At 69.0% G+C, this 19889-nt stretch carries 19 protein-coding genes; 8 read left to right on the top strand and 11 right to left on the bottom strand.

Features of this window, described 5'->3' with window-relative positions; translation table 11 throughout:
* The first annotated feature begins 319 nt into the window (after positions 1 to 319).
* A complete protein-coding gene (locus DL990_RS04620) occupies positions 320 to 1243 on the top strand; it encodes a neutral zinc metallopeptidase (protein WP_125797994.1) in 924 nt (307 codons plus the stop codon).
* Between the two features lie 183 nt (positions 1244 to 1426).
* On the opposite strand, the gene DL990_RS04615 is transcribed toward DL990_RS04620, so the two are convergent.
* On the bottom strand, positions 1427 to 2974 hold the full coding sequence (locus tag DL990_RS04615) for a M28 family metallopeptidase (RefSeq protein WP_199746219.1): 1548 nt from the start codon (positions 2972 to 2974) through the stop codon (positions 1427 to 1429).
* 80 nt (positions 2975 to 3054) lie between these two features.
* On the opposite strand from DL990_RS04615, the gene DL990_RS04610 reads away from it, so the two are divergent.
* Positions 3055 to 4032, top strand: coding sequence for an NAD(P)H-quinone oxidoreductase (locus tag DL990_RS04610; protein ID WP_125797993.1), 978 nt, complete (start codon positions 3055 to 3057; stop codon positions 4030 to 4032).
* Here the strand turns inward: DL990_RS04610 and DL990_RS04605 are convergent.
* Positions 4029 to 5228, bottom strand: coding sequence for a cysteine desulfurase-like protein (locus DL990_RS04605; protein WP_125797992.1), 1200 nt, complete (start codon positions 5226 to 5228; stop codon positions 4029 to 4031). The two genes, DL990_RS04610 and DL990_RS04605, sit on opposite strands and share 4 nt — an antisense overlap.
* 134 nt (positions 5229 to 5362) lie before the next feature.
* On the opposite strand from DL990_RS04605, the gene DL990_RS04600 reads away from it, so the two are divergent.
* Positions 5363 to 5965, top strand: coding sequence for a bacterial proteasome activator family protein (locus DL990_RS04600; protein WP_125780620.1), 603 nt, complete (start codon positions 5363 to 5365; stop codon positions 5963 to 5965).
* Between the two features lie 82 nt (positions 5966 to 6047).
* On the opposite strand, the gene DL990_RS04595 is transcribed toward DL990_RS04600, so the two are convergent.
* Genes DL990_RS04595 through DL990_RS04580 form a run of 4 tightly spaced genes read right to left on the bottom strand, consistent with a single transcriptional unit; the run spans position 6048 to position 10530 of the window.
* Entirely contained in the window at positions 6048 to 7202 is a 1155-nt protein-coding gene (locus tag DL990_RS04595; protein WP_125797991.1) for an epoxide hydrolase family protein, read from the bottom strand.
* A 39-nt stretch (positions 7203 to 7241) separates the two neighbouring features.
* Positions 7242 to 8819 (bottom strand): hypothetical protein, encoded by a 1578-nt coding sequence (locus DL990_RS04590; protein WP_125797990.1) that lies wholly within the window; start codon positions 8817 to 8819, stop codon positions 7242 to 7244.
* A complete protein-coding gene (locus DL990_RS04585) occupies positions 8816 to 9787 on the bottom strand; it encodes a spore coat protein (protein WP_125797989.1) in 972 nt (323 codons plus the stop codon). The genes DL990_RS04590 and DL990_RS04585 overlap by 4 nt, the downstream gene beginning before the upstream one ends.
* On the bottom strand, positions 9784 to 10530 hold the full coding sequence (locus tag DL990_RS04580; protein WP_125797988.1) for a cytidylyltransferase domain-containing protein: 747 nt from the start codon (positions 10528 to 10530) through the stop codon (positions 9784 to 9786). The genes DL990_RS04585 and DL990_RS04580 overlap by 4 nt, the downstream gene beginning before the upstream one ends.
* Before the next feature lie 49 nt (positions 10531 to 10579).
* On the opposite strand from DL990_RS04580, the gene pseB reads away from it, so the two are divergent.
* Both pseB and DL990_RS04570 read left to right on the top strand, forming a co-directional pair.
* Positions 10580 to 11563: a UDP-N-acetylglucosamine 4,6-dehydratase (inverting) gene (gene pseB, locus DL990_RS04575; protein WP_038507572.1), complete on the top strand. Its 984-nt coding sequence runs from the start codon at positions 10580 to 10582 to the stop codon at positions 11561 to 11563.
* Complete coding sequence (locus DL990_RS04570; protein ID WP_125780610.1) at positions 11556 to 12689, top strand: DegT/DnrJ/EryC1/StrS aminotransferase family protein; 1134 nt, start codon at positions 11556 to 11558, stop codon at positions 12687 to 12689. The genes pseB and DL990_RS04570 overlap by 8 nt, the downstream gene beginning before the upstream one ends.
* A gap of 165 nt (positions 12690 to 12854) precedes the next feature.
* Here DL990_RS04570 and pseI read toward each other — a convergent pair whose 3' ends face one another.
* Genes pseI through DL990_RS04550 form a run of 4 tightly spaced genes read right to left on the bottom strand, consistent with a single transcriptional unit; the run spans position 12855 to position 15503 of the window.
* The gene (pseI, locus tag DL990_RS04565; protein ID WP_125780609.1) at positions 12855 to 13910 is read right to left on the bottom strand and encodes a pseudaminic acid synthase; all 1056 of its coding nucleotides are present in this window, start codon (positions 13908 to 13910) and stop codon (positions 12855 to 12857) included.
* Between the two features lie 30 nt (positions 13911 to 13940).
* Entirely contained in the window at positions 13941 to 14393 is a 453-nt protein-coding gene (locus DL990_RS04560) for a GNAT family N-acetyltransferase (RefSeq protein ID WP_125797987.1), read from the bottom strand.
* 3 nt (positions 14394 to 14396) lie between these two features.
* Positions 14397 to 14837 carry a hypothetical protein gene (locus DL990_RS04555; RefSeq protein ID WP_125797986.1) on the bottom strand — a complete coding sequence of 147 codons (441 nt, stop codon included), beginning with the start codon at positions 14835 to 14837 and terminating at the stop codon, positions 14397 to 14399.
* Positions 14838 to 14873: 36 nt separating this feature from the next.
* Entirely contained in the window at positions 14874 to 15503 is a 630-nt protein-coding gene (locus tag DL990_RS04550) for a hypothetical protein (RefSeq protein ID WP_125780778.1), read from the bottom strand.
* A 144-nt stretch (positions 15504 to 15647) separates the two neighbouring features.
* On the opposite strand from DL990_RS04550, the gene DL990_RS04545 reads away from it, so the two are divergent.
* Genes DL990_RS04545 through DL990_RS04535 form a run of 3 tightly spaced genes read left to right on the top strand, consistent with a single transcriptional unit; the run spans position 15648 to position 18331 of the window.
* The gene (locus DL990_RS04545; protein ID WP_199746218.1) at positions 15648 to 16592 is read left to right on the top strand and encodes an ABC transporter permease; all 945 of its coding nucleotides are present in this window, start codon (positions 15648 to 15650) and stop codon (positions 16590 to 16592) included.
* Between the two features lie 3 nt (positions 16593 to 16595).
* Positions 16596 to 17426 (top strand): ABC transporter ATP-binding protein, encoded by an 831-nt coding sequence (locus DL990_RS04540; RefSeq protein WP_125797985.1) that lies wholly within the window; start codon positions 16596 to 16598, stop codon positions 17424 to 17426.
* The gene (locus DL990_RS04535; RefSeq protein ID WP_125780605.1) at positions 17423 to 18331 is read left to right on the top strand and encodes a glycosyltransferase; all 909 of its coding nucleotides are present in this window, start codon (positions 17423 to 17425) and stop codon (positions 18329 to 18331) included. Before DL990_RS04540 ends, DL990_RS04535 begins: the two co-directional genes overlap by 4 nt.
* 88 nt (positions 18332 to 18419) lie before the next feature.
* On the opposite strand, the gene DL990_RS04530 is transcribed toward DL990_RS04535, so the two are convergent.
* Positions 18420 to 19880, bottom strand: coding sequence for a hypothetical protein (locus DL990_RS04530; protein ID WP_125797984.1), 1461 nt, complete (start codon positions 19878 to 19880; stop codon positions 18420 to 18422).
* Between the last annotated feature and the right edge of the window lie 9 nt (positions 19881 to 19889).

The following is a 19889-nucleotide window of genomic DNA, read 5'->3' as shown; positions in this document are numbered from 1 at the left end:
GTGGTATGGCGGGTGATTCTCGCGGTTGACCGCCTGCTGTGTCCCCGCGACCGGAACGGAAAGGACCGGGTCGGTCGCGACTGCGAACAGCGACGAGCGCGGGCATCTCAGATGCGCACGACAATTCTCGCGCATTCGGCGTCACTCCGGCCTGTTTCGGGTTCGCGGCCTCTTCGACCGCCTCGGCAGCGCCCGGCGCCGGCCCGGTGATCGCGGCCAACCGGCGATCTGTACAAGACAACCTCGGTAGTTCTGGGTGCGGCCGCGCTGCGTGGCCGCACCCAGGCATATCCGGCCTCTTCCGGCTACGCTTCCCCCCGTGCGATTCGACGAAGGCGCGGGCCTGGACACCTCCGAGGTCGAGGACCTGCGCGGCGGTGGCGGTGGCGGCGGCGGTATCGGCGGCCGGGTGGCACTCGGCGGCGGCGGGCTCAGTGTGGTCGGCCTTGTCATCTACTTCCTGATGTCCCAGTTCGGCGGCGTGAGCCTGAACCCGTCCTCGGTCGGCAGCCTCGGCGGCCTTGGCTCCGGACAGCAGATGGACAACACGTCGCTGTCGCAGGAATGCAAGACCGGCGCGGACGCGAACCGCAACCACGACTGCGCGATCGTCGCCACCATCAACTCGATCCAGGACTACTGGGGGCAGGAGTTCCAGCGGTCCGGCTCGACGTATCGCAAGGCCGTCACCAACTTCTTCAGCGGCGGCGTGAACACGGCCTGCGGCAACGCGACTTCGGACGTCGGGCCGTTCTACTGCCCCGGCGACTCCGAGGTCTACATCGATCTCGCGTTCTTCAACGAACTCCGCACCCGGTTCGGCGCGCAGGGCGGACCGTTCGCGGAGGCGTACGTGCTGGCCCACGAATACGGCCATCACGTGCAGAACCTCACCGGAGTGTCCAAAAAGGGCACCGGGAGCGGGCCGACGTCGGGTTCGGTGCGGCTCGAACTCCAGGCCGACTGCTACGCCGGCGTCTGGGCGAACCACGCCACGACCACGCCGACCGAGACGGGACGGCCACTGCTCACCGAGCTCACCCAGGAGGACATCAACTCCGCCCTGGACACCGCTTCGCGGATCGGCGACGACTACATCCAGTCCAAACTCGGCGGCGGCCGGGTCGACGAGTCGCAGTTCAGCCACGGCACTTCGGCGCAGCGAAAGAAGTGGTTCACCACCGGCTTCCAGACCGGCCAGCCGGCGCGGTGCGACACCTTCGCGACCAACAGCCTGGGCTGAGTTCCCCTCGCTCGGTGCTCCCGATGTGGCATTGGGGACGCTGAGCGCCACCAATGCCACATCGGGAGCACCGGTCTCCAGGGGTCTGAGTCCCTGAGCAGCGCATCTCCAGAGACGCAATGAAGGGGCCTTTCATCGCAAATTTTGCGATGAAAGGCCCCTTCATTGCGCTTGAGAGAGCTACTACGCGGCGACGTGGCCGTGGTGGTCGTCAGCGTGGACGGAAGCCGTCATGCTCCGCTGCTGAGACCGCTCCGCGGCGCGAAGGGCCTTCGCCTTCGCAGCCGAGGCACCCGAGACACCGTTGATGTTCGCGGTGCTGGTCGCGTACACACCCAGCGCCCAGGCGACGGCGTCCGAGTTGCGCTCGAGCGCGACGCGGTCGACGTTGCCGAGGTTGTCGCAGGCCTGGTGGTAGCACTTGTCGTAAGGAACGTCGGCGCTACCGCCCCACTTCGCGGCCTGTGCGGCGGTCTTCACGCCTTCGGCACCGGTGAACAGGCCACCGGCCGGGATGCCGACCGCGATGAACTGGCCGTAGTCGGAACGACCGGTGAAGTCCGTGCCTTCGACCGGGACACCCTTGCCCAGCTGGAGGTAGTCCACAAGCGTCTGCTCGAGCTGCGCGGAACCGTACGGGCCCGCGCCCGCGCCGACACCGTCGGAGTTGTCACCGTCGTAGGCGAAGTACGCCGCGTTCGGTGAGCCGATCATGTCGTAGTTGTAGTACAGCGCGATGTTGAGCTGCTCTTCGAAGCTCAGCGAGTTGACGTAGTGGGTCGAGCCGACGAGCCCGAACTCCTCGGCGCTCCACCAGCCGAAGCGGGCGGCGTTGTTGGCCTTGGGCTTGCTGCCCAGCTGCAGCGCGGTCTCCAGCAGCGCGGCGGAACCGGTGCCGTTGTCGTTGATGCCGGGCCCCTCGGTGACGCTGTCGAGGTGGGCGCCGAGCATCACGACGTTGTCCTTGCGACCGGTCTTGGTCTCGGCGAGGACGTTGTAGCTGGTCCGCTCCTCCTGGAAGGCGCGCAGGTCGAGGGTGACCGAGGAACCGGCCTTGGTGGCGAGCACCTGGCCGTCGGCCTGGGTGATGCCGCCGGTCGGGATCTTGCCGGCGGCCGGGTCGCCGAGGGTGCCGTTGACCGGGCCGGGGACGTTGTTGTAGACGATCGCGCCGACGGCGCCCGCCTCGGCGGCGGTCGCCTGCTTCTGCGCGAAGGAGCAGCCACCGCGCTGGATCAGCGCGATCTTGCCGGCGACCCCGCCGGCGTAGTCCGCGGCTTCACAGCCGCTCGTGTCGTCGACCGGGACCACGGCGAGCGGGGCGGTGATTCCACCCGTCGGCGTCGACGGGCTGTAGGACATGATGATGACCGGGACGTCGGCGCCCGCGACCGTCAGCTTCTCCGCGAGGGTCTCCGCGTAGGTGAACGGGAACTCCTGCCGCGTGACCGAGTACCCGGCCTGCTCCAGCTTGGTGGCGATGTATTCCGCGGACTTCTTGTGCCCTTCGGTGCTGGCGGCGCGGCGGCCGCCGTTCGCGTCCGAGATCCGCTGCATGGCGATCAGGTGCCGGTTGACGTTGTTCACGTCGACCTTCTTGACGAGCTGTTTGGCCAGCGCGGGGCCCTCGGGCCCGGTCGTGGCCGTCGCAGCGGGAGCCATTCCGACCGTGAGCGCGGCGGTGGCCATCACCACGATCGAGGGAACAATGCTTCTTCGCGAATATGACATGAGCGTCACCTTTATGTGGTTTGCGCCACAGGTCAACCGACGTTCGGCGGACTTTACGACACCGGGATAGGGTCGCTTGTATGTACGCGATCACCATCCGTGAGCCCGGCGATCCCGATGTTCTCGAATGGACCGAGGTCCCCGATCCGGTAGCGGATTCGGGCGAAGTCGTCATCGAGGTCGCCGCGAGCGCCGTCAACCGTGCTGACCTGCTGCAACGCCAGGGCAACTACCCGCCCCCGCCGGGGGCGAGCGAAATTCTCGGGCTCGAATGTTCGGGCACGATCGCCGAAATCGGCGAAGGCGTCGAGGGATGGCGAATCGGCGACGAAGTTTGTGCTTTGCTCGCCGGTGGCGGCTATGGGGAAAAGGTCACCGTCCCGGCAGGACAACTGCTTCCGCTTCCCGCCGAAGTCGAATTGCTCGCGGCCGCCGGCCTGCCCGAAGTCGCGTGCACGGTCTGGGCGAACGTGGTGATGCACGCCAAGCTGTCCGAAGGCGAGGTCCTGCTCGTCCACGGCGGGGCGGGCGGCATCGGCACGCACGCGATCCAGGTCGCCAAGGCGCTCGGCGCGACGGTCGCGGTGACGGCGGGTTCGGATGACCGGCTGGAGAGCTGCCGCCAGCTCGGCGCCGACATCGCGATCAACTACAAGGAACAGGATTTCGTCGAGGTCCTGCGCGCCGAGACCGGCGGCGCGAACGTCATCCTCGACAACATGGGCGCCAAGTACCTCGACCGCAACATCGACGCACTGGCCATGGACGGCAGGCTCGTCGTCATCGGCATGATGGGCGGGGTCAAGGGCGAACTCAACATCGGCAAGCTGATGACCAAACGCGCGAGCATGTTCGGCGCGGGCCTGCGTTCGCGGCCGCTGGAGCAGAAGGCGGCGATCGTCGCCGACGTCCGCGAACGGCTGTGGCCGTTGGTGGAGCAGGGTTCGGTGCAGCCGATCGTCGGCCAGGTCGTCCCGATGGCCGAGGCCGCCTCCGCGCACCGCGCTTTGGAGGACGGCACGGTTTTCGGCAAGGTTCTGCTCGCCGCGAAGTCTTAGCGGATCTCTTCCAGCACCCGGACGAGCTGATTGACCTCGAAGACGTTCGAGTAGTGCGCGAGGCCGATGCGGACGGCGCCGCCGACTTCGGCGGCGCCGAGCGACCCGAAGACGCCGCTCGTGCCGTCGTCGGCGAAGGCGCAGAGCCCCTGGGACGCCAGGTACTCGGCGACCTCGGGCGCTTTCTTGCCCGCGACGGCGAACGCGAGCGCGGGGATCCGGCGCATGGCGTCGCCGATGACCATGACATGCCGCAGCGACCGCAGTTCGGTGGACAGCTGCGCCAGAAGTCCCGCGTGGTACGACTTCGCCGAGCCCAGCGACGTCACCAGCTTCTCGCGCCGCGAGCCCATCGCCGCGTCGTCCAATCCGGCCAGATAGTCGATCGACGCGATCAAGCCGGCCAGCAACGGATACGCGTGCGGCCCGAGCTCCATCCGGGCCGGACCGCGTGCGGCCGGGTCGAGCGAGACCGACGGCAGGCGTTCGAGCAGTTCGGGGTCGCGGAACACCAGCGCCCCCACCGAAGGCCCGCCCCAGGCCTGCGCCGAAACCACCATCACGTCGGCGCCGAGCGCGTTGAGGTCCAGCGGCACGAACGGCGCCGCGTACGTCGCGTCGACGACGACCAGCGCGCCGACGCGTTTGGCGAACTCGATCACCGTCGGGACGTCGGGGCGCGTGCCGACCGAACCGGACGCCAGCGTGACCGCGACGGCCTTGGTGCGCGCGGACACGAGGTTCTCGTACTGCCACGCGGGCAGCTCGCAGGTCTCGATGTCGATCTCGCCCCAGCGAACGACCGCGCCGACCCGCTTCGCGGCGCGGCGCCACGGCGCGAGGTTGGCCTCTTCGTCGAGCCGGGACACGACGACCTCGTCGCCGATCGTCCAGCGATCGGCCATCGCGTCGACGAGACGGCGGATGAGGTCGGGCGCGTTGGGCCCGAGCACGACTCCGGCCGGGTCGGCGCCGACCAGGACGGCGACCGCCCGGCGAGCGGCCGTGACAATGCTTTCCGCGCGCTGGGAGGCCGGAAACGCTCCGCCCGGTCCGGACACCGGAGCGCGCATGGCCGTGGATACGGCCGAAGCGACCTGTTCAGGTACGAGCATTCCGGCGGCGCCGTCGAAGTGAATCCAGCCGTCACCCAGCGCGGGAAACAACCCACGGATACGAGCGACGTCGAACGCCATGGGGACACCGTACGGACGTGCGGTTTGGCGCTTTACCCGGGGTTGGCTGCCCGAACACGGGGTGCGACGATTCCCGCTACGCTCGGAGACGGCGCCGAAAACCACACTGCGCTTCGCGCCCGACGTAGGCCAGGATGGAGCACATGACCGACCCAGTTTCCCGCGAATCGAACACCCCCGGTGACGGCGGCGGAGACTCCTCGCCCCACGTGGTGGTCGTCGGGCCCGACGGCACTCCGGTCGGCACCGCGCGCCTCGCCTCCCCCGGCTCCGGCGAGGAGGCGGCCCAGGAGGAGTCGCTCGGCGACCTCGTCGAAGAACCCGCCAAGGTGATGCGCATCGGCACGATGATCAAACAGCTGCTCGAGGAGGTCCGCGCCGCACCGCTGGACGACGCGAGCCGCACCCGCGTGCGCGAGATCCACCAGACCTCGATCCGCGAGCTGGAACAGGCGCTGGCGCCGGAGCTGCAGGACGAGCTGGAGCGGCTGGTGCGCCCGTTCACCGAGGACTCGACGCCGTCCGATGCCGAGCTGCGGATCGCCCAGGCCCAGCTGGTCGGCTGGCTGGAAGGGCTGTTCAGCGGCATCCAGACCGCGCTGTTCGCGCAGCAGATGGCCGCGCGGGTGCAGCTGGAGCAGATGCGGCGTGGACTCCCTGCCGGTCCTTCCGCGGGCGGCGCCCTTGGCGGGCACGCTGCGGGCGGCGAGACGCACGGGCCCGGCCAGTACCTCTGACACGCGCCATGAGCGTGCAATGAAGGGGCCTTTCATAGCAAAATTTGCTATGAAAGGCCCCTTCATTGCAGCCGGCGGGGCGTCAACGCAGCCGCCGGAAGAACGTCCGCAGGTCGCCGATGAGCAGATCCGGCACCTCCAGCCCCGGGAAGTGACCCCCGCGGTCCGGAGTGGACCAGTGCACGATGTTGTCGGTGCGCTCGGCGAGATGCCGGATCGGGAGGCCGGTGTCCTTCGGGAACACGGCCACCCCGGTGGGCACTGTGGACTTCGGCGGTTCCTCGCCCCAAGCCGGTCCCAGCGCGGCGTAGATCCGCGAAGACGAGTTCGCGGTCCCGGTGAGCCAGTAGAGCATCACGCTGGTGAGCAGGTCGTCGCGGTCGATGGCGTCTTCCGGGACATCACGGGAGTCCGAATAGGACTTGAACTTCTCCACCAGCCACCCGAGCTGTCCTGCCGGTGAGTCGGTGAGCCCGTAGGCAAGCGTTTGCGGTTTGGTCGCCTGGATCATCGCGTACCCCAGCTCGCCGGTCCGGAACTCCCGCCCGCGCGCCAGCGCCGCCTCGCCCCGCGCGAGTTCCTCACCGGTGAGGCCCGCGAGATCAGCCTCACCGCGAGGCACCGCGTGCGGCAGCATCGTCAGATGCGCGCCGATCACCCGCTCCGGGCATCGGACGCCCACCTCGCGCGACACGATCGCGCCCCAGTCGCCGCCGTGCAGCCCGAAGCGCTCGTACCCGAGTCGCGACATCAGCACCTGCCAGGCATCGGCGGTCCGGCCGGCACCCCAGTTCGCGTCGGTCGTCGGCCCCGAGAAGCCGAACCCCGGCAGCGACGGCACGACGACGTGGAACGCGTCCCCGGGGTCGCCGCCGTACGCACGCGGGTCCGCAAGGGGGCCGGCGACGTCGAGGAATTCCACAATGGACCCCGGCCAGCCGTGCGTGAGCACCAGCGGGATCGCGTCCGGCTCCGGTGACCGCGCGTGCAGGAAGTGGACGTTCGCGCCGTCGATGTCCGTCAGGAAACCGGGGAAGCCGTTGAGGCGTTCCTCGTGGGCACGCCAGTCGTAACGCAGGCGCCAGTATTCGGCGAGCTCCTGCAGGTATCCGAGCGGCGTCCCGAGCCCCCAGCCGACGCCGTCGAGCTCGTCCGGCCAGCGCGTGTTCGCCAGGCGGGCGGCGAGGTCGTCGAGGTCACGCTGGGGGACATCGATCCTGAACGGCGAGATGGTCATGCGGACGACGGTAGGAGCGATCGAGGACGGCTACGGTCCTCAGCCGCCCGGCAGTTGGGCACGCAGACGATCGAGCCAGCGATCGATGGTGTCCTCGTACCGGCCGGGGTCGTTCCGGCGCTGCGCCTCGTCGACGGACGCGGCCACCGCCGCCCGGATCGACGCCGCGTGTTCGGGCAGCGCGAGGACCTCCTGGTAGTAGCCGTCGCGCATCTGGACGTCCGCCACCAGCTCGTAGTCCCTGGCCGCGTCGGGGACGATGAGACCGTACGCCCAGCCGGGGGTCTGTCCCTGGCCGCGGGCGGTGACCACGATGACCGTGGGACGCGCGGCCTTGACGACGTCGGTCACCGGTGCGCCGTGGGCGATGGCCTCGTCGTTCAGTCCGATGTAGTCGATCGACTTCCAGCCGCTGTAGTACGGGATCGCCCCCGCGTCGGAGACCGCGAGACTGCGCGCCGCCTCGGGCACCTTGGCGTTCGCGAGGCCCTTCCCGATGGCGACGTGGGCGCGTTGCAGATCGGGACCGTAGTTGGCGATCACCGGCAGATCCGCCGATTCCGCGCCGGTGACGGCGACCCAGCCGACCGCGACCGCGCCGGTCACGGCGGCGATCCACCGGCGGCCGAGCTGTGCCATGGCCAGCCCCGCGCCGAGACACAGCACCGGGAACGCGTGGAAGGCGAACCGGTGCAGGTAGTCCATGGTCGGTCCGGACACCGCGTAGGTCATCCCGGTCAGGAGGACGACCGAGCACAGCACCAGGCCCGCACCCCGGCTCGCCTTCCGGAACAGCAGGAAAGCGGTCAGCACGAGCAGCGGGGCGACCAGCCAGGCGGTCGTCTCCAGCCACACCGAACCGGAGTCGAGGTTGCCGAACTTGACGTAGAAGGTGTTCGGGAACGGGTGCCCGAAGTAGCTCCACCGCCAGCCGAAGTACGCGCCGCCGACGACGGCCACTCCGGCCACCAGCGCCCAGGTCCGGCGGCTCCCGCGGCCGAGCCAGCACCAGACGAGGAAGGCCGGGACGGTCGCGAGCACACCCTCCGGCCGGATCATGCCGGCGAGGAGCAGCAGCACCGGCGGCTCCCACACCCGCACCGGGCGGCCTTGGACCAGGTTCACCCCGACGATCGCGGCCCGCAGTACGACGGCGGCGAACGCGATGGTCTCCAGGCCGGCGGTGACATGGAAGTAGGACGGCACGAAGAGCACCAGCGCGCCGCCCGCCACGAGCGCGCCGAGCAGGCCCGCGCCGCGGTGGCCCGCCCGGACCAGCAGCACGAGGATGCCGATTCCCAGTACGAGCGACGTCACCTTCGCGACGGTCTCCAGCGGCACTCCGATGAGCGCGAAGGGCACGTGCCAAAGCATCCAGAGGAAGTTGGTGAAGCCTTCGATCGGGTCTTCGCCGACGTTCCACACCGGGCCGTGGCCGTCGGCCATGTTCGCCGAGTACCGGAAGGTGATGAAGGCGTCGTCGATGGTGAGGAACCACGCCGCCCAGCAGCCGACGAGGAAAAGCGCCCCGAATCCGAGCAGGACGACGAGGGGGCCTCGGCGTCGCTTCGGTTCCGGGGCGGCGTCAGCCTCGGTTCGCTCCGCCGTGGTCGTCATCCCGTCACCCTCGTCTTCTCCAGCCGGTCCAGCACCCGGTCCACACCCCGCCCGTCCACAAGAGCCATCGAAGTCCAGGAAAGACCGTTACGCGCCGACGGGTCCGACATCAGTCCGCTGAGCGTCTCGGTGGCCTGGCCGTCGAGCGCGTCCGCGCTGCCCAGCCCCGCCGCCAGCCCGAGACCGAGCGCCGCCCGGTAACCCGCGTCCTGGTTCGGGACCAGGCGGACGACCGCGGTGGGCACGCCGAGACAGCACAGTTCGAGGAGGGTCACCCCGGCCGCGCTGATCGCCAGATCCGTTTCCACCAGCAGGCCGAGCAGCCCCGGCCCGGGCGGCGCGACCCGGAACTCCTGCCCGGGCAGCGGTTCGGGCACGGCCGGTTCACCGCGCACGAGCACGTCGGCTTCGAAAGGCAGCCGAGTGTCGCGAAGGGCTCGCAAGAGGGCGCTGACCGTTTCGGCCCATTCCGCGCCGCCGCCGAGCACCACGGTGACCCGCGGTCGTTCGCCGTCGGATCGTCGCTCGGAACGCTTTTCCCTCGCCTGCACGACGGCTTCGCGCAGCGGCGCGTATCGCACGCCACGCAGCAACTCCCCCGATCCGTCATCCGGCCTCGGCCCTGGTTCGAAGGCGCAGTCGACGACAAGGTCCGCCGCGCGCCTGCCGAACACGTCGTCCTCGATGGAGACCAGCAGCGCGCCCGCGGCGTTGACCTCTTCGCGCACTTCGCCGAGACCGTAGTGATCGACGACCACCGCGTCGAAACCCTCGAAGGGCACCGACGGCACCACCGGAACCGACAGCTCACCGAACCGGGCGGCCAGCCATTCGGCGTTGTCCACCCGGCCCGAGAAAACGACCTCCCAGCCTCGCGCGACGGCGCGTTCGGCATAGGCGACCATGCGCGAGACGTGGCCGGCGCCGATCGACGGCGAGGCGTCGGCCCGGAGCAGCAGCCGGGTCATCGGGCGACCTTCTTCTGCTCGACGTGCGCGTTGAGCTCCGCCAGCTCGGGCCGTGCGCGCAGGACGGAGACCACCTCGCGCCAGTCGCCGACTCGGTCGCCCAGTTCGGCCACGATCCCTTCGATGACCGCCCAGTCCTCGGGGGTGTCCAAGGTCACGCGCAGGTCGTCGGCGGGCGGGCTCACGACGATCCCGGCGCAGGAATACCGCTCCGGCTTCGCGTAGATGCCCGAAGTCACATGCTCGCGATCGGCGCCGCGGGCGGTTTCGACCTGTTCGACGAGCACCCCGGTGCGCACGAGTTCGGCGTCGAAACCACGCGGCAGGGTGCGCACCAGCACGGTGCTCAGATAGTCCAGCGACGGCTGCGCGCGCCACTGCGCCACGAGCTGCCCGATGAGCCCGGGGTCCAGCAGCGGGCAGTCGGCGGTGAGCCGCACCACGGCGTCGGCCGGGTACGACTCGACAGCGACCGCGAAGCGCGCGAGGACGTCGTCGAGCGGTCCCCTGGCGACCAGGGCGCCGTGCCGGGCGGCCTCCTCGGCCACCGCGTCGTCGTCGGCCTCCGTCGACGTCGCGACCACGACGTTGTCGATCCCCGGCGAAGCCGCCGCCGCGCGGACGACCCAGCCGAGCACACTCCGGCCCGCCAGCGGGCGGAGGACTTTGCCAGGTAGCCGGGTGGACGACGCGCGTGCCTGGATGACGGCGTTGACCACGTGGGCCCCGGGGTCTGCATCCATGGGTGACATGATGTCGTGCGGCAGTAGCACCGAAACGCGGAGGTCAACGATGTCCGAGCTGGATGGCTCCAGCATCCTGCTCACCGGCGGGACCGGTTCGTTCGGCAAGGCGTTCATCACCTACGCCCTGGCCGAGCTGAACCCGCGACGGCTGGTCGTGCTCTCCCGCGATGAGCTCAAGCAGTACGAAGCCCGGCAGCAGTTCGACAACGACCCGAGGCTGCGCTGGTTCATCGGCGACATCCGGGACCGCCGCCGCCTCGAGCGCGCGATGCACGGCGTCGACTACGTGGTGCACGCCGCGGCGCTCAAGCAGGTCGACACGGGTGAGTACAACCCGTTCGAATTCGTGCAGACCAACGTCGTCGGCTCGCAGCACGTCATCGAGGCCGCGATCGACACGGGCGTCAAGAAGGTCGTCGCGCTGTCGACGGACAAGGCGTCCAGCCCGATCAACCTCTACGGCGCCACGAAACTGTGCGCCGACCGGATGTTCATCAGCGCGAACCACTACGCCGCGACGCATCCGACCAGGTTCTCCGTGGTCCGCTACGGCAACGTGATGGGCTCGCGCGGCAGCGTGATCCCGTTCTTCCGCGCGCTCGCGGCCAAGGGCGAGTCGCTGCCGATCACGCACAAGGAGATGACCCGCTTCTGGATCACGCTCCCGCAGGCCGTGCAGTTCGTGATCGATTCGTTCGACCAGATGAACGGCGGCGAGCTGTACGTGCCGCGTATCCCGAGCATGCGGCTGGTCGATCTCGCGCAGGCGATCGCGCCCGGTTCGCCGATGCACGAGGTCGGCATCCGGCCCGGCGAGAAGCTGCACGAAGAGATGATCGCCCCCGACGACGCCCGCCGGACCGTGCGGCTGAGCGACCGGTACGTGGTGCAGCCGCATATCGCGGGCTGGGGCTACGAGCCGCCGACGGGCGGCGAGGCCGTGCCGGAGAACTTCGCCTACCGCTCGGACACCAACGACCTGTGGCTCGACGCGGACGAGCTGCGCGACCTGGTCGAGCAGTATGGGTGACTTCCTTCCCTACGGCCGTCAATCCGTTTCGGACGAGGACATCGCCGCCGTCACCGAGGTGCTGCGCGGCGATTGGCTGACCACCGGCCCCGCCGTCACGCGCTTCGAAGAAGACCTCGCCGAGCACACCGGTGGCACGCCCGCGGTGGCCGTGACATCGGGCACGGCCGCGTTGCACGTCGCCTACGCGGCGGCCGGGATCGGCCCTGGCGACGAGGTCGTCACCTCGCCGATGACGTTCGTCGCCACCGCCGCGACCGCGGTGCTGCTGGGTGGCAAGGTCGTGTTCGCCGATGTCGAGGCGGACACCGGCAACCTCGATCCGGCCGCGGCTTCCGCGGCCGTGACCGCGCGGACCAAGGTCGTCGCCGCCGTGGACTACGCCGGCCACCCCGCCGAGCTGGACGAGCTCGGCCGGATCGCGCACGACAACGGCGCGCTGCTGCTGGAGGACGCCGCGCATTCCGTCGGCGGAAGCTGGCAGGGCAGGCCGGTCGGCTCGCTCGCCGACCTCACGACGTTCTCCTTCTTCCCCACCAAGAACCTCACCACTGCCGAGGGTGGCGCGGTCGTCGCCGCTTCGGACGAGCTGCTGGCGCGGGCCCGCGGTTTCCGCAATCACGGTCTGGTGCGGGACAAGGCGGCGCAGCGTTATCCGGACGAGGGCGCGTGGCATCAGGAGGTGCACGAGTTCGGCCTCAACTACCGGCTGCCGGACGTGTTGTGCGCCTTGGGAAGCAGCCAGCTGCGCCGGCTCGCCGAGTTCAAGAAACGCCGCGCGGAGATCCACGCGCGCTATACCGCCGCACTGTCCTCTTTGGACGGCGTCCTGACGCCCGCGGTGCGTGAAGGCGCGGACCCGGTGTGGCACCTGTACCCGCTGCGAGTCCTCGAAGGACGCCGTCGCGCGATGTTCGATCACTTGCGCGGCAAGGGAATCGGCGTGCAGGTCAACTACATCCCGGCGTACTGGCACCCGGTGTTCGAGGACCTCGGTCACCGGCGCGGGATGTGCCCGAACGCGGAGCTGTACTACAGCCAGGAGCTTTCGCTGCCGCTGTTCCCGGCGCTGACCGACGCCGACGTGGACCGCGTCATCGACGAGGTCCACGCCTTCTTCGGCTAGAGCTGAAGGGGACCCTGGCCGCATGGCTTCTCGACTGTCCACAGGGGACGGTCCGAGGTGGCAGTGCCCGATTCGGGCCTTGTCAGAAGTCCGTGAAGGCCTCCTTGAGGGACCCAGAGTCCCTCAAGGAGGCCTTCACGGACCAAAGCGCCCTTCAGCCACTCCCTAGATCAGGCCCCAGGTGAGCGCGGTGCCCTTCGGGACATCGGAGGCGAAGGTGCGGCCCAGCACGTTCACGATCTCGGCGGGCGCCAGCCCACCGGCGGGCCGAATCGAGCGCACGTTCTCCCGCGTCACCGTGTCCCCGGCACGCACGTCCTCGACGACGTAAAGGGAACGCCGCAACCGCAGGCCTTCCTTCTCGCTCTCACGCGGCCCGATCACCGCCGCGCCCAGCGCTTCCCAGGCGCGGTGCGATTCGGTGACCAGCGCGGCCAGTTCGGCGGGCTCCAGGGAGAACTCCGAGTCGACGCCGCCGTCGCTCCTGGCCAGCGTCACATGCTTTTCGATGGCGACGGCGCCGAGCGCGACGGCCGCCAGCGGGGCGCCGATCCCTGGGGTGTGGTCGGACAGGCCGACGAGCGTCCCGGTCACGCCTGCCAGGACCGGCAGGCCACGCAGGTTGCTCTCGCTGGGCGACGCCGGGTAGCTGGCGGTGCAGCCGAGCACGATCAGCTGGTCGTTGCCCGCCTCACGCGCGGTCCGGACCGCCGCGTCGATCTCGGCGACGCTGGCCATCCCGGTCGAGATGATCAGCGGCTTGCCGGTTTTCGCGCACAGTTCGATCAGCGGCAGGTCGACGATCTCCGACGACGCGATCTTGTACGCGGGCGCGTCCAGCGACTCCAGCAGGTCGACGGCGGTGGGGTCGAAGGGGCTGGAGAAGATTTCGAGGCCATGGGCGCGGGCGCGCTCGAACAGCGGCTCGTGCCACTCCCACGGCGTGTGGGCGCGCTCGTAGAGCTTGTAGAGGTTCTCGCCGCCCCACAGCGAATGCGAGTCGCTGACGCGGAAAGCGGGGGCGTCGACGTCGATGGTGATCGTGTCCGGCCGGTAGGTCTGGAGTTTGACCGCCTGCGCGCCGGTTTCGGCGATCGCGTCGACGATTTCGAGCGCCCGCTCCAGCTCACCGTTGTGGTTACCGGACATTTCGGCGATGACGAACGGCGGATGCCCGGCCCCGATGCGGTGCGCGCCGATCCGGACTTCCTGTGCTGACATGGACGAAACGCCTCCCTGACGACGGTCTGGTCAGGACACAGTCTTACGCAGCTTCCGGAAACCGTCGACGGCAGGCGCGGTCTCGGCGTACCCCGCCCGGTCGAATAGCGCGGCCGACGCCGCGTTGTCCCGGTGCACCGCGGCCACGACGACCCGCACGGGATGGCTCGCGGTCACGGCTCGTTCGCCTTCCGCCAGCACCGCGCCCGACAGACCGCGTCCCCGGCTTTCCGGCGCGAGGGTGATGCTGACCTCCCAGACACCCTCGTCCTCGCGGTCGAACCGGACGGTGCCGACCGGGACGTCGTCGAATTCGACGACGTACAGCTCCCTGTCCGGTGACGCCAGCACCCCGCGCAGCCAGGCGGAATGTTCTTCGAGCGTGATCACGCCGGTCGAACGGGACGCCTGACGGGTGCGAGGGTCGTTCCGCCAGGCGAGCAGCAGCCCCGCGTCGGCTTCCGTGGCCTTTCGGGCAGGCACGGGCTACTGAGCCTGCTCGATGGTGTCGCGCTGGCGGTCTTCGATCCGGCGCAGCCGGTCCTCGTACCGGGCGATCCCGGCGAGCCGGACGCGGATCTGGGCGTGCTGACGCTGGATCTCCTGGATCAGGCTGCGCGCCTCGGCCAGTTCGGGCTTGTCGGCGTGCGCCGGCAGCGACAGCGACTCGCGCAGATCCTCCAGCTGGGCCTCCTGGGCCGCGACGCTCGGGATGAGGCGGTCGAGCTCGGCGCGGGTCCAGCGCAGGTCGCCGCGCGCGCCCTCGAGGCCGCTCTCGGCGCCGTCGAGCCGGCGCCGGTGGTCCGCGGTGGCGTGTTCGAGGTCGTTGACGCGCCCGTTGAGGTCGCGAAGCCGCTCGTCGATCCGGAAGTCGATGAGCCGGGCGATCCGGCCGATCACGCCGCTGCGGAGTTTCTGCACTGCCATGGGGTGGTTCCTTCTCGGAGTGGGCTGGCTGGGAGTTCAGCGCAGGAGTTCGGTGTCGCCGGTCTTCGTCCAGGAGTCCAGCAGCCTGCCCTCGGCGGCGATCTGGTGTTCGGGGCCGACGATGCAGGAGTCGCCCGCGGCGTGCTCCCAGTGTGTCTGGTCGGGGTCGTCGATGAACGAGAACCCGGACAGGACCAGATTGGCGTGCGGGAAAGACGTCCGCGCGATCCAGGCGGCCAGCGTGCCGGTGGTCGACCACAGGCCCTGTTCGCGGCTCGGCAGGCCGAGCGCGTCCGAAAGCGGCAGGACGACCTCGCGGTTCGGCACCGGCACGTAACCGAGGTCCGCGGGCCACCAGCCCGGGATGTCTTCGGGCTCCCAGTGCATCCGGCCCGGCTCGACCAGCAGGTAGAGCCGCTTGCGGTAGTCACGTAAGACGTGCTTGGTGGCGCGGACGGCGCGGTTGAACACGACGACGTGCACCCGGCTGCCGACGGCTTCGGGGCCGCCCGGCTCGTCCACGACGAAGCCGTTGACGCGGATCACGAGGTCGCAGGCGTCGATGGCCTTCGCCCGCCGGGGGTCCGGCGGCAGCGGCTGATTCCCGACCACGGCCACCGAACGAGGCTCCGGCCGGTCGGCGTACGCGGCGAGCAGATTGACCATCAGGCTCGCCTCGCCGAGTGCAGCAGTCATGAGGGCAGAAAGTACCAGCACACGCACCGCGTTCGGGTGCGAATCCGACGGTAGCTTTCCGTGGTCGGGCGGGGCGGCCCAGGCAGCACCGGCCCCATCGGTACCCTCGTTCCCGTGCATGCCACCAGCACGGTTCACGCCGCCGACGGTGCTGCGCCGACCTCGGTTCCGCCGATTTCGGACAGCAAGACCTTTTCGCGCGCGTTCGCCGACATCAAGACCGGTTTCGCCGCCAAAGAGCTGTGGGGACACCTCGGCTGGCAGGACATCAAGCAGCGCTATCGCCGCTCGGTGATCGGCCCGTTCTGGATCACCATCAGCCAGGGCATCATCGCGCTGGGCCTCGGACTCCTGTACTCACAGTTGTTCAACCTGCCGACGGCGACGTTCCTGCCCTACATCAGCACCGGTTTCATCATCTGGGGCTTCATCAGCGGTTGCCTGTCCGAGGGAATGGAGACCTTCATCTCCAACGAGGGGCTGATCAAACAGCTCCCGGCACCGCTTTCGGTGTACGTGCTGCGGACGGTCTGGCGCCAGACGCTGATGCTGGCGCACAACCTGATCGTCTACGTGATCGTGGTCGCGATCTTCTTCACCAGCCTGGACCAGCCGTACGCGATGAGCGGCGCGTGCGTCAACGGCGCGCTGTGCCACCCCGGGCTCGGCTGGTACTCGCTGAGCGCGATCCCCGGCATCCTGGTGCTCGCGCTGAACGCCGGCTGGGTCACCCTGCTGCTGGGCATCATCTCGACCCGCTACCGCGACATCCCGCAGGTGATCAACTCGCTGATCCAGCTGCTCTTCTACATGACGCCGATCGTCTGGCCGATCGACCAGCTGATGGCGGGCGGCGCCCGTGACGGCGTTTCGTGGGCTTTGCCGTACGTCTACGGCAACCCGCTCTTCCACTTCATCCAGATCGTGCGCGCGCCACTGATCGGCCAGGCCGTCAGCATCAACAGCTGGTACGTGGTGCTCGGCATCACGGTCGTCGGCTGGGGCCTCGCGCTGGTCGCGATGCGCAATTACCGTTCCCGCGTCTCTTATTGGGTGTGACAGATGGTCAGCATTGATGTGCACAACGCCTACGTCGACTTCCCCATTTTCGACGCGAAGACCCGCTCCATGAAGAAAAAGGTGCTGGGCAAGGTCGGCGGCAAGATCGGCACCGAAAGCAAGGTGCCGATCATCGAAGCCCTGCACGACGTGAGCCTCCAGCTCAACGAAGGCGACCGGGTCGGCCTCGTCGGCCACAACGGCGCCGGGAAGTCGACGCTGCTGCGGCTGCTGTCCGGCATCTACGAGCCCACCCGCGGCTCGGCGAGGATCACGGGCAAGATCGCACCGGTCTTCGACCTCGGCATCGGCATGGACCCGGAGATCTCCGGGATGGAGAACATCATCATCCGCGGCCTGTTCCTCGGGATGACCGCGAAGCAGATGGAAGCCCGCGTCGACGACATCGCCGAGTTCACCGAACTCGGCGACTACCTCCAGATGCCGCTGCGGACCTACTCGACCGGTATGCGGGTGCGCCTGGCGCTGGGCGTGGTCACCTCGATCGACCCGGAGATCCTGATCCTCGACGAGGGCATCGGCGCGGTCGACGCGGCGTTCCTCAACAAGGCGAAGGACCGGCTCAAGGATCTCGTGAAGCGGTCGGGCATCCTGGTGTTCGCCAGCCACTCGGACGAGTTCCTCTTCGAGCTCTGCGACTCCGCCATCTGGATGGACGAGGGGCACGTCAAGCAGCGCGGTTCGCTGCGCGAGGTGCTCACCGGCTACAAGGGCCGCGACCCGTTCGAGAACATGAGCAAGGAGACACTGGAGCGGTTCGGCGTCGAGGCCGACCCGGAGCCCGTGTCGCTGACGAACGGTGGCCAAGGATGACCAGCGAGACCCGGCAGTTGCCCGAAGGCGCCGTCGTCGGCGTCGTCGTCACGCGCCATCGCCGGGAACTGCTCGCGGACTCGCTCAAGGTGATCGCCGCGCAGACGCGACCGGTCGACCACCTCGTCGTGGTCGACAACGGACCGGACAAGTCGGCGCGGGACATCGTCGAGAACTTCCCGCTTCCGTTCACGTACCTGCCTTCGCACCGCAATCTCGGTGGCGCCGGCGGGTTCGCGCTCGGCATGCTGCACGCGCTCTCCCTCGGCGCGGACTGGATCTGGCTTGCCGACGACGACGGCCGCCCCGCCGACGAGAACGTCCTCGCGATCCTGCTGGACGAGGCCGAAAAGCGGGATCTGGCCGAGATCTCCCCCGTGGTGACCAACATCGACGCGCCGGACAAGCTCGCTTTCCCGTTGCGGCGAGGGCTGACCTGGAAGCGTTCGTCGGCGGAACTGGGCACCGACTTCCTGCCCGGTATCGCCTCGCTGATGAACGGCGCGTTGTTCCGCGCGTCCACTTTGGACGTTGTCGGCGTGCCCGATCTGCGGCTGTTCTTCCGCGGCGACGAGGTCGAACTGCACCGGCGCCTGGTGCGTTCGGGGCTGCCGTTCGGCACCTCGCTCAAGACCGCGTACCTGCACCCGGACGGCTCGGACGAGTTCAAGCCGATGCTGGGCGGCCGGTTCCACGCCCAGGACCCGGAGAACGAGGTCAAGCGCTACTACACCTACCGCAACCGCGGATATCTGCTGTCGCAGCCGGGTATGCGCAAGATCGGCGCGCTCGAAGTGGTGCGGTTCGGGCTGTACTTCATCGGGGTCAAACGGGACCCGAAGGCGTTCCTGCAGTGGCTCAAACTGGTGCGCCAGGGCCGCGCGGAGAAGTTCTACCGCTACTGAGGCGGTCCCCCACTTGAGATGAAAGGCCCCTTCATTGCAAATTTTGCAATGAAGGGGCCTTTCATCTCACTTCCGGCGAGGCGCTGCCCTATTCGCCGATGACCGGCGGCGCGGTGCGCATGTCGGTCCCGAAGACCTCGTCCGGGTCGCCCTCGACGAGGTACGTCGGACGCTGGTGCTCGGTGTCCTCGTCCCCGTCGGCCTGCTGACCGCGGCCACCCATGCCGCCGCCCATCCCGGGTCCGCCACGACCGGCGGCGCCACCGCCGAGGCCACCCATCCCGCGGCCTGCCGCCGATTCGGCCGCGCCGACACCACCGGGCCGGGCCGCGCCGGACGCGGAACCCGAACCGGGCGTGGAACCCGCGCCGCTACCGGGACCGAACCCGCTTCCGCCGCCACCACGGCCGCTTCGGCTGTTGTACTCCGAGTCGCCCATGCCGCCGCCCATCATGGGCGGCGCCATCGGCATGGGGCTCATCGGCATCGCGGTGTTGTTGTTGGGGCCGGGTGTGGTGATCGGCGCCGGCCCGTTCTGGAAGCCGGACGGCGTCGTACCCGACGGCAGGCTGCCGGACCCCGTGGTGCTGCCCGGACCAGGCAGGTTGGAGCCGTAGCCGCCGCCACCGCCGCCACCACCGCCGCCGCTACCCCCGCCACCGCTGCCGGGCGGGATGTAGGTGTTGCCGGGGTTGTTGGAGCCGGGCGTGTTCGAGCCGGGCGGAACCTGGTACGGCTGCCGCTTGCCCGGGTCGTCGATACCGCCACCGCCGCCCTCGCCGAACTTCGGCGGCTCGGCGAACGCCGGCTGCTTCGACGCGGCCTCGTACAAGGACTTGTCGTAGCTGTTCATGGCGGAGGCCGCCTGGGTGTGCGCCTCCTGGCTGTCCTTCTGCTTCTGGATGGACTTGTCGATGTTGTCACCGAGATTGAACGGGTTCGACGTCATCCACCCCCCGACCTCGTCCTTCCAGTCGAAGGGGATCGGTTTGGGCATCGTGTTCTTCACCGTGGAAGCCGCGGTGCCCTGGTCGTAGATCGTTTCGGAGGCGAGCTTCGCGTTCTGGGAGTTCGACTCCGACCACTTGCTGAGGCTCTTGAAATAGCCCTGCGCGTTGCCGGCCGCGTCACCTTCCCAGGTGCCCTGGGAGGCGGTGACGGCCTGGTCCATCGTCCTCGAGAACGTGTCGAAGGCCTTGTGGATGTCGTGGTACGCGGTCGAGACCTCGGAGACCTGTTCGACGTTCAGGTTGCTGTTGACGAACTGTTCGAGCTTCTGGTGGTCGTAGCCGAGGTAGTCGCCGTTGGGCGGCTCGAGCCCCTCGACGTACTTGACGTCCTTGTTCTTGGTCAGCTCGTCGACGGTCTTGTCCCCGACGTTTTCGGAATGCTGCTGGGCTTTGCCCTGAGCGATCAACCGCTGGAAGATCGCGAACGGACCGTCGCCTGCCTCGCCGCTCGCCTTGTCCTGGTAGTACTGATCCCGGGCTTGGGGCGAGAGACCCGCGACATACTCTTCCTCGGTCACATGAGCCTTGTTCGTGGTCATCCTGTCCCC

Source organism: Amycolatopsis sp. WAC 01416, assembly GCF_003947485.1.
Classification (GTDB): domain Bacteria; phylum Actinomycetota; class Actinomycetes; order Mycobacteriales; family Pseudonocardiaceae; genus Amycolatopsis.
This window is presented reverse-complemented; position numbering and strand designations above follow the sequence as displayed.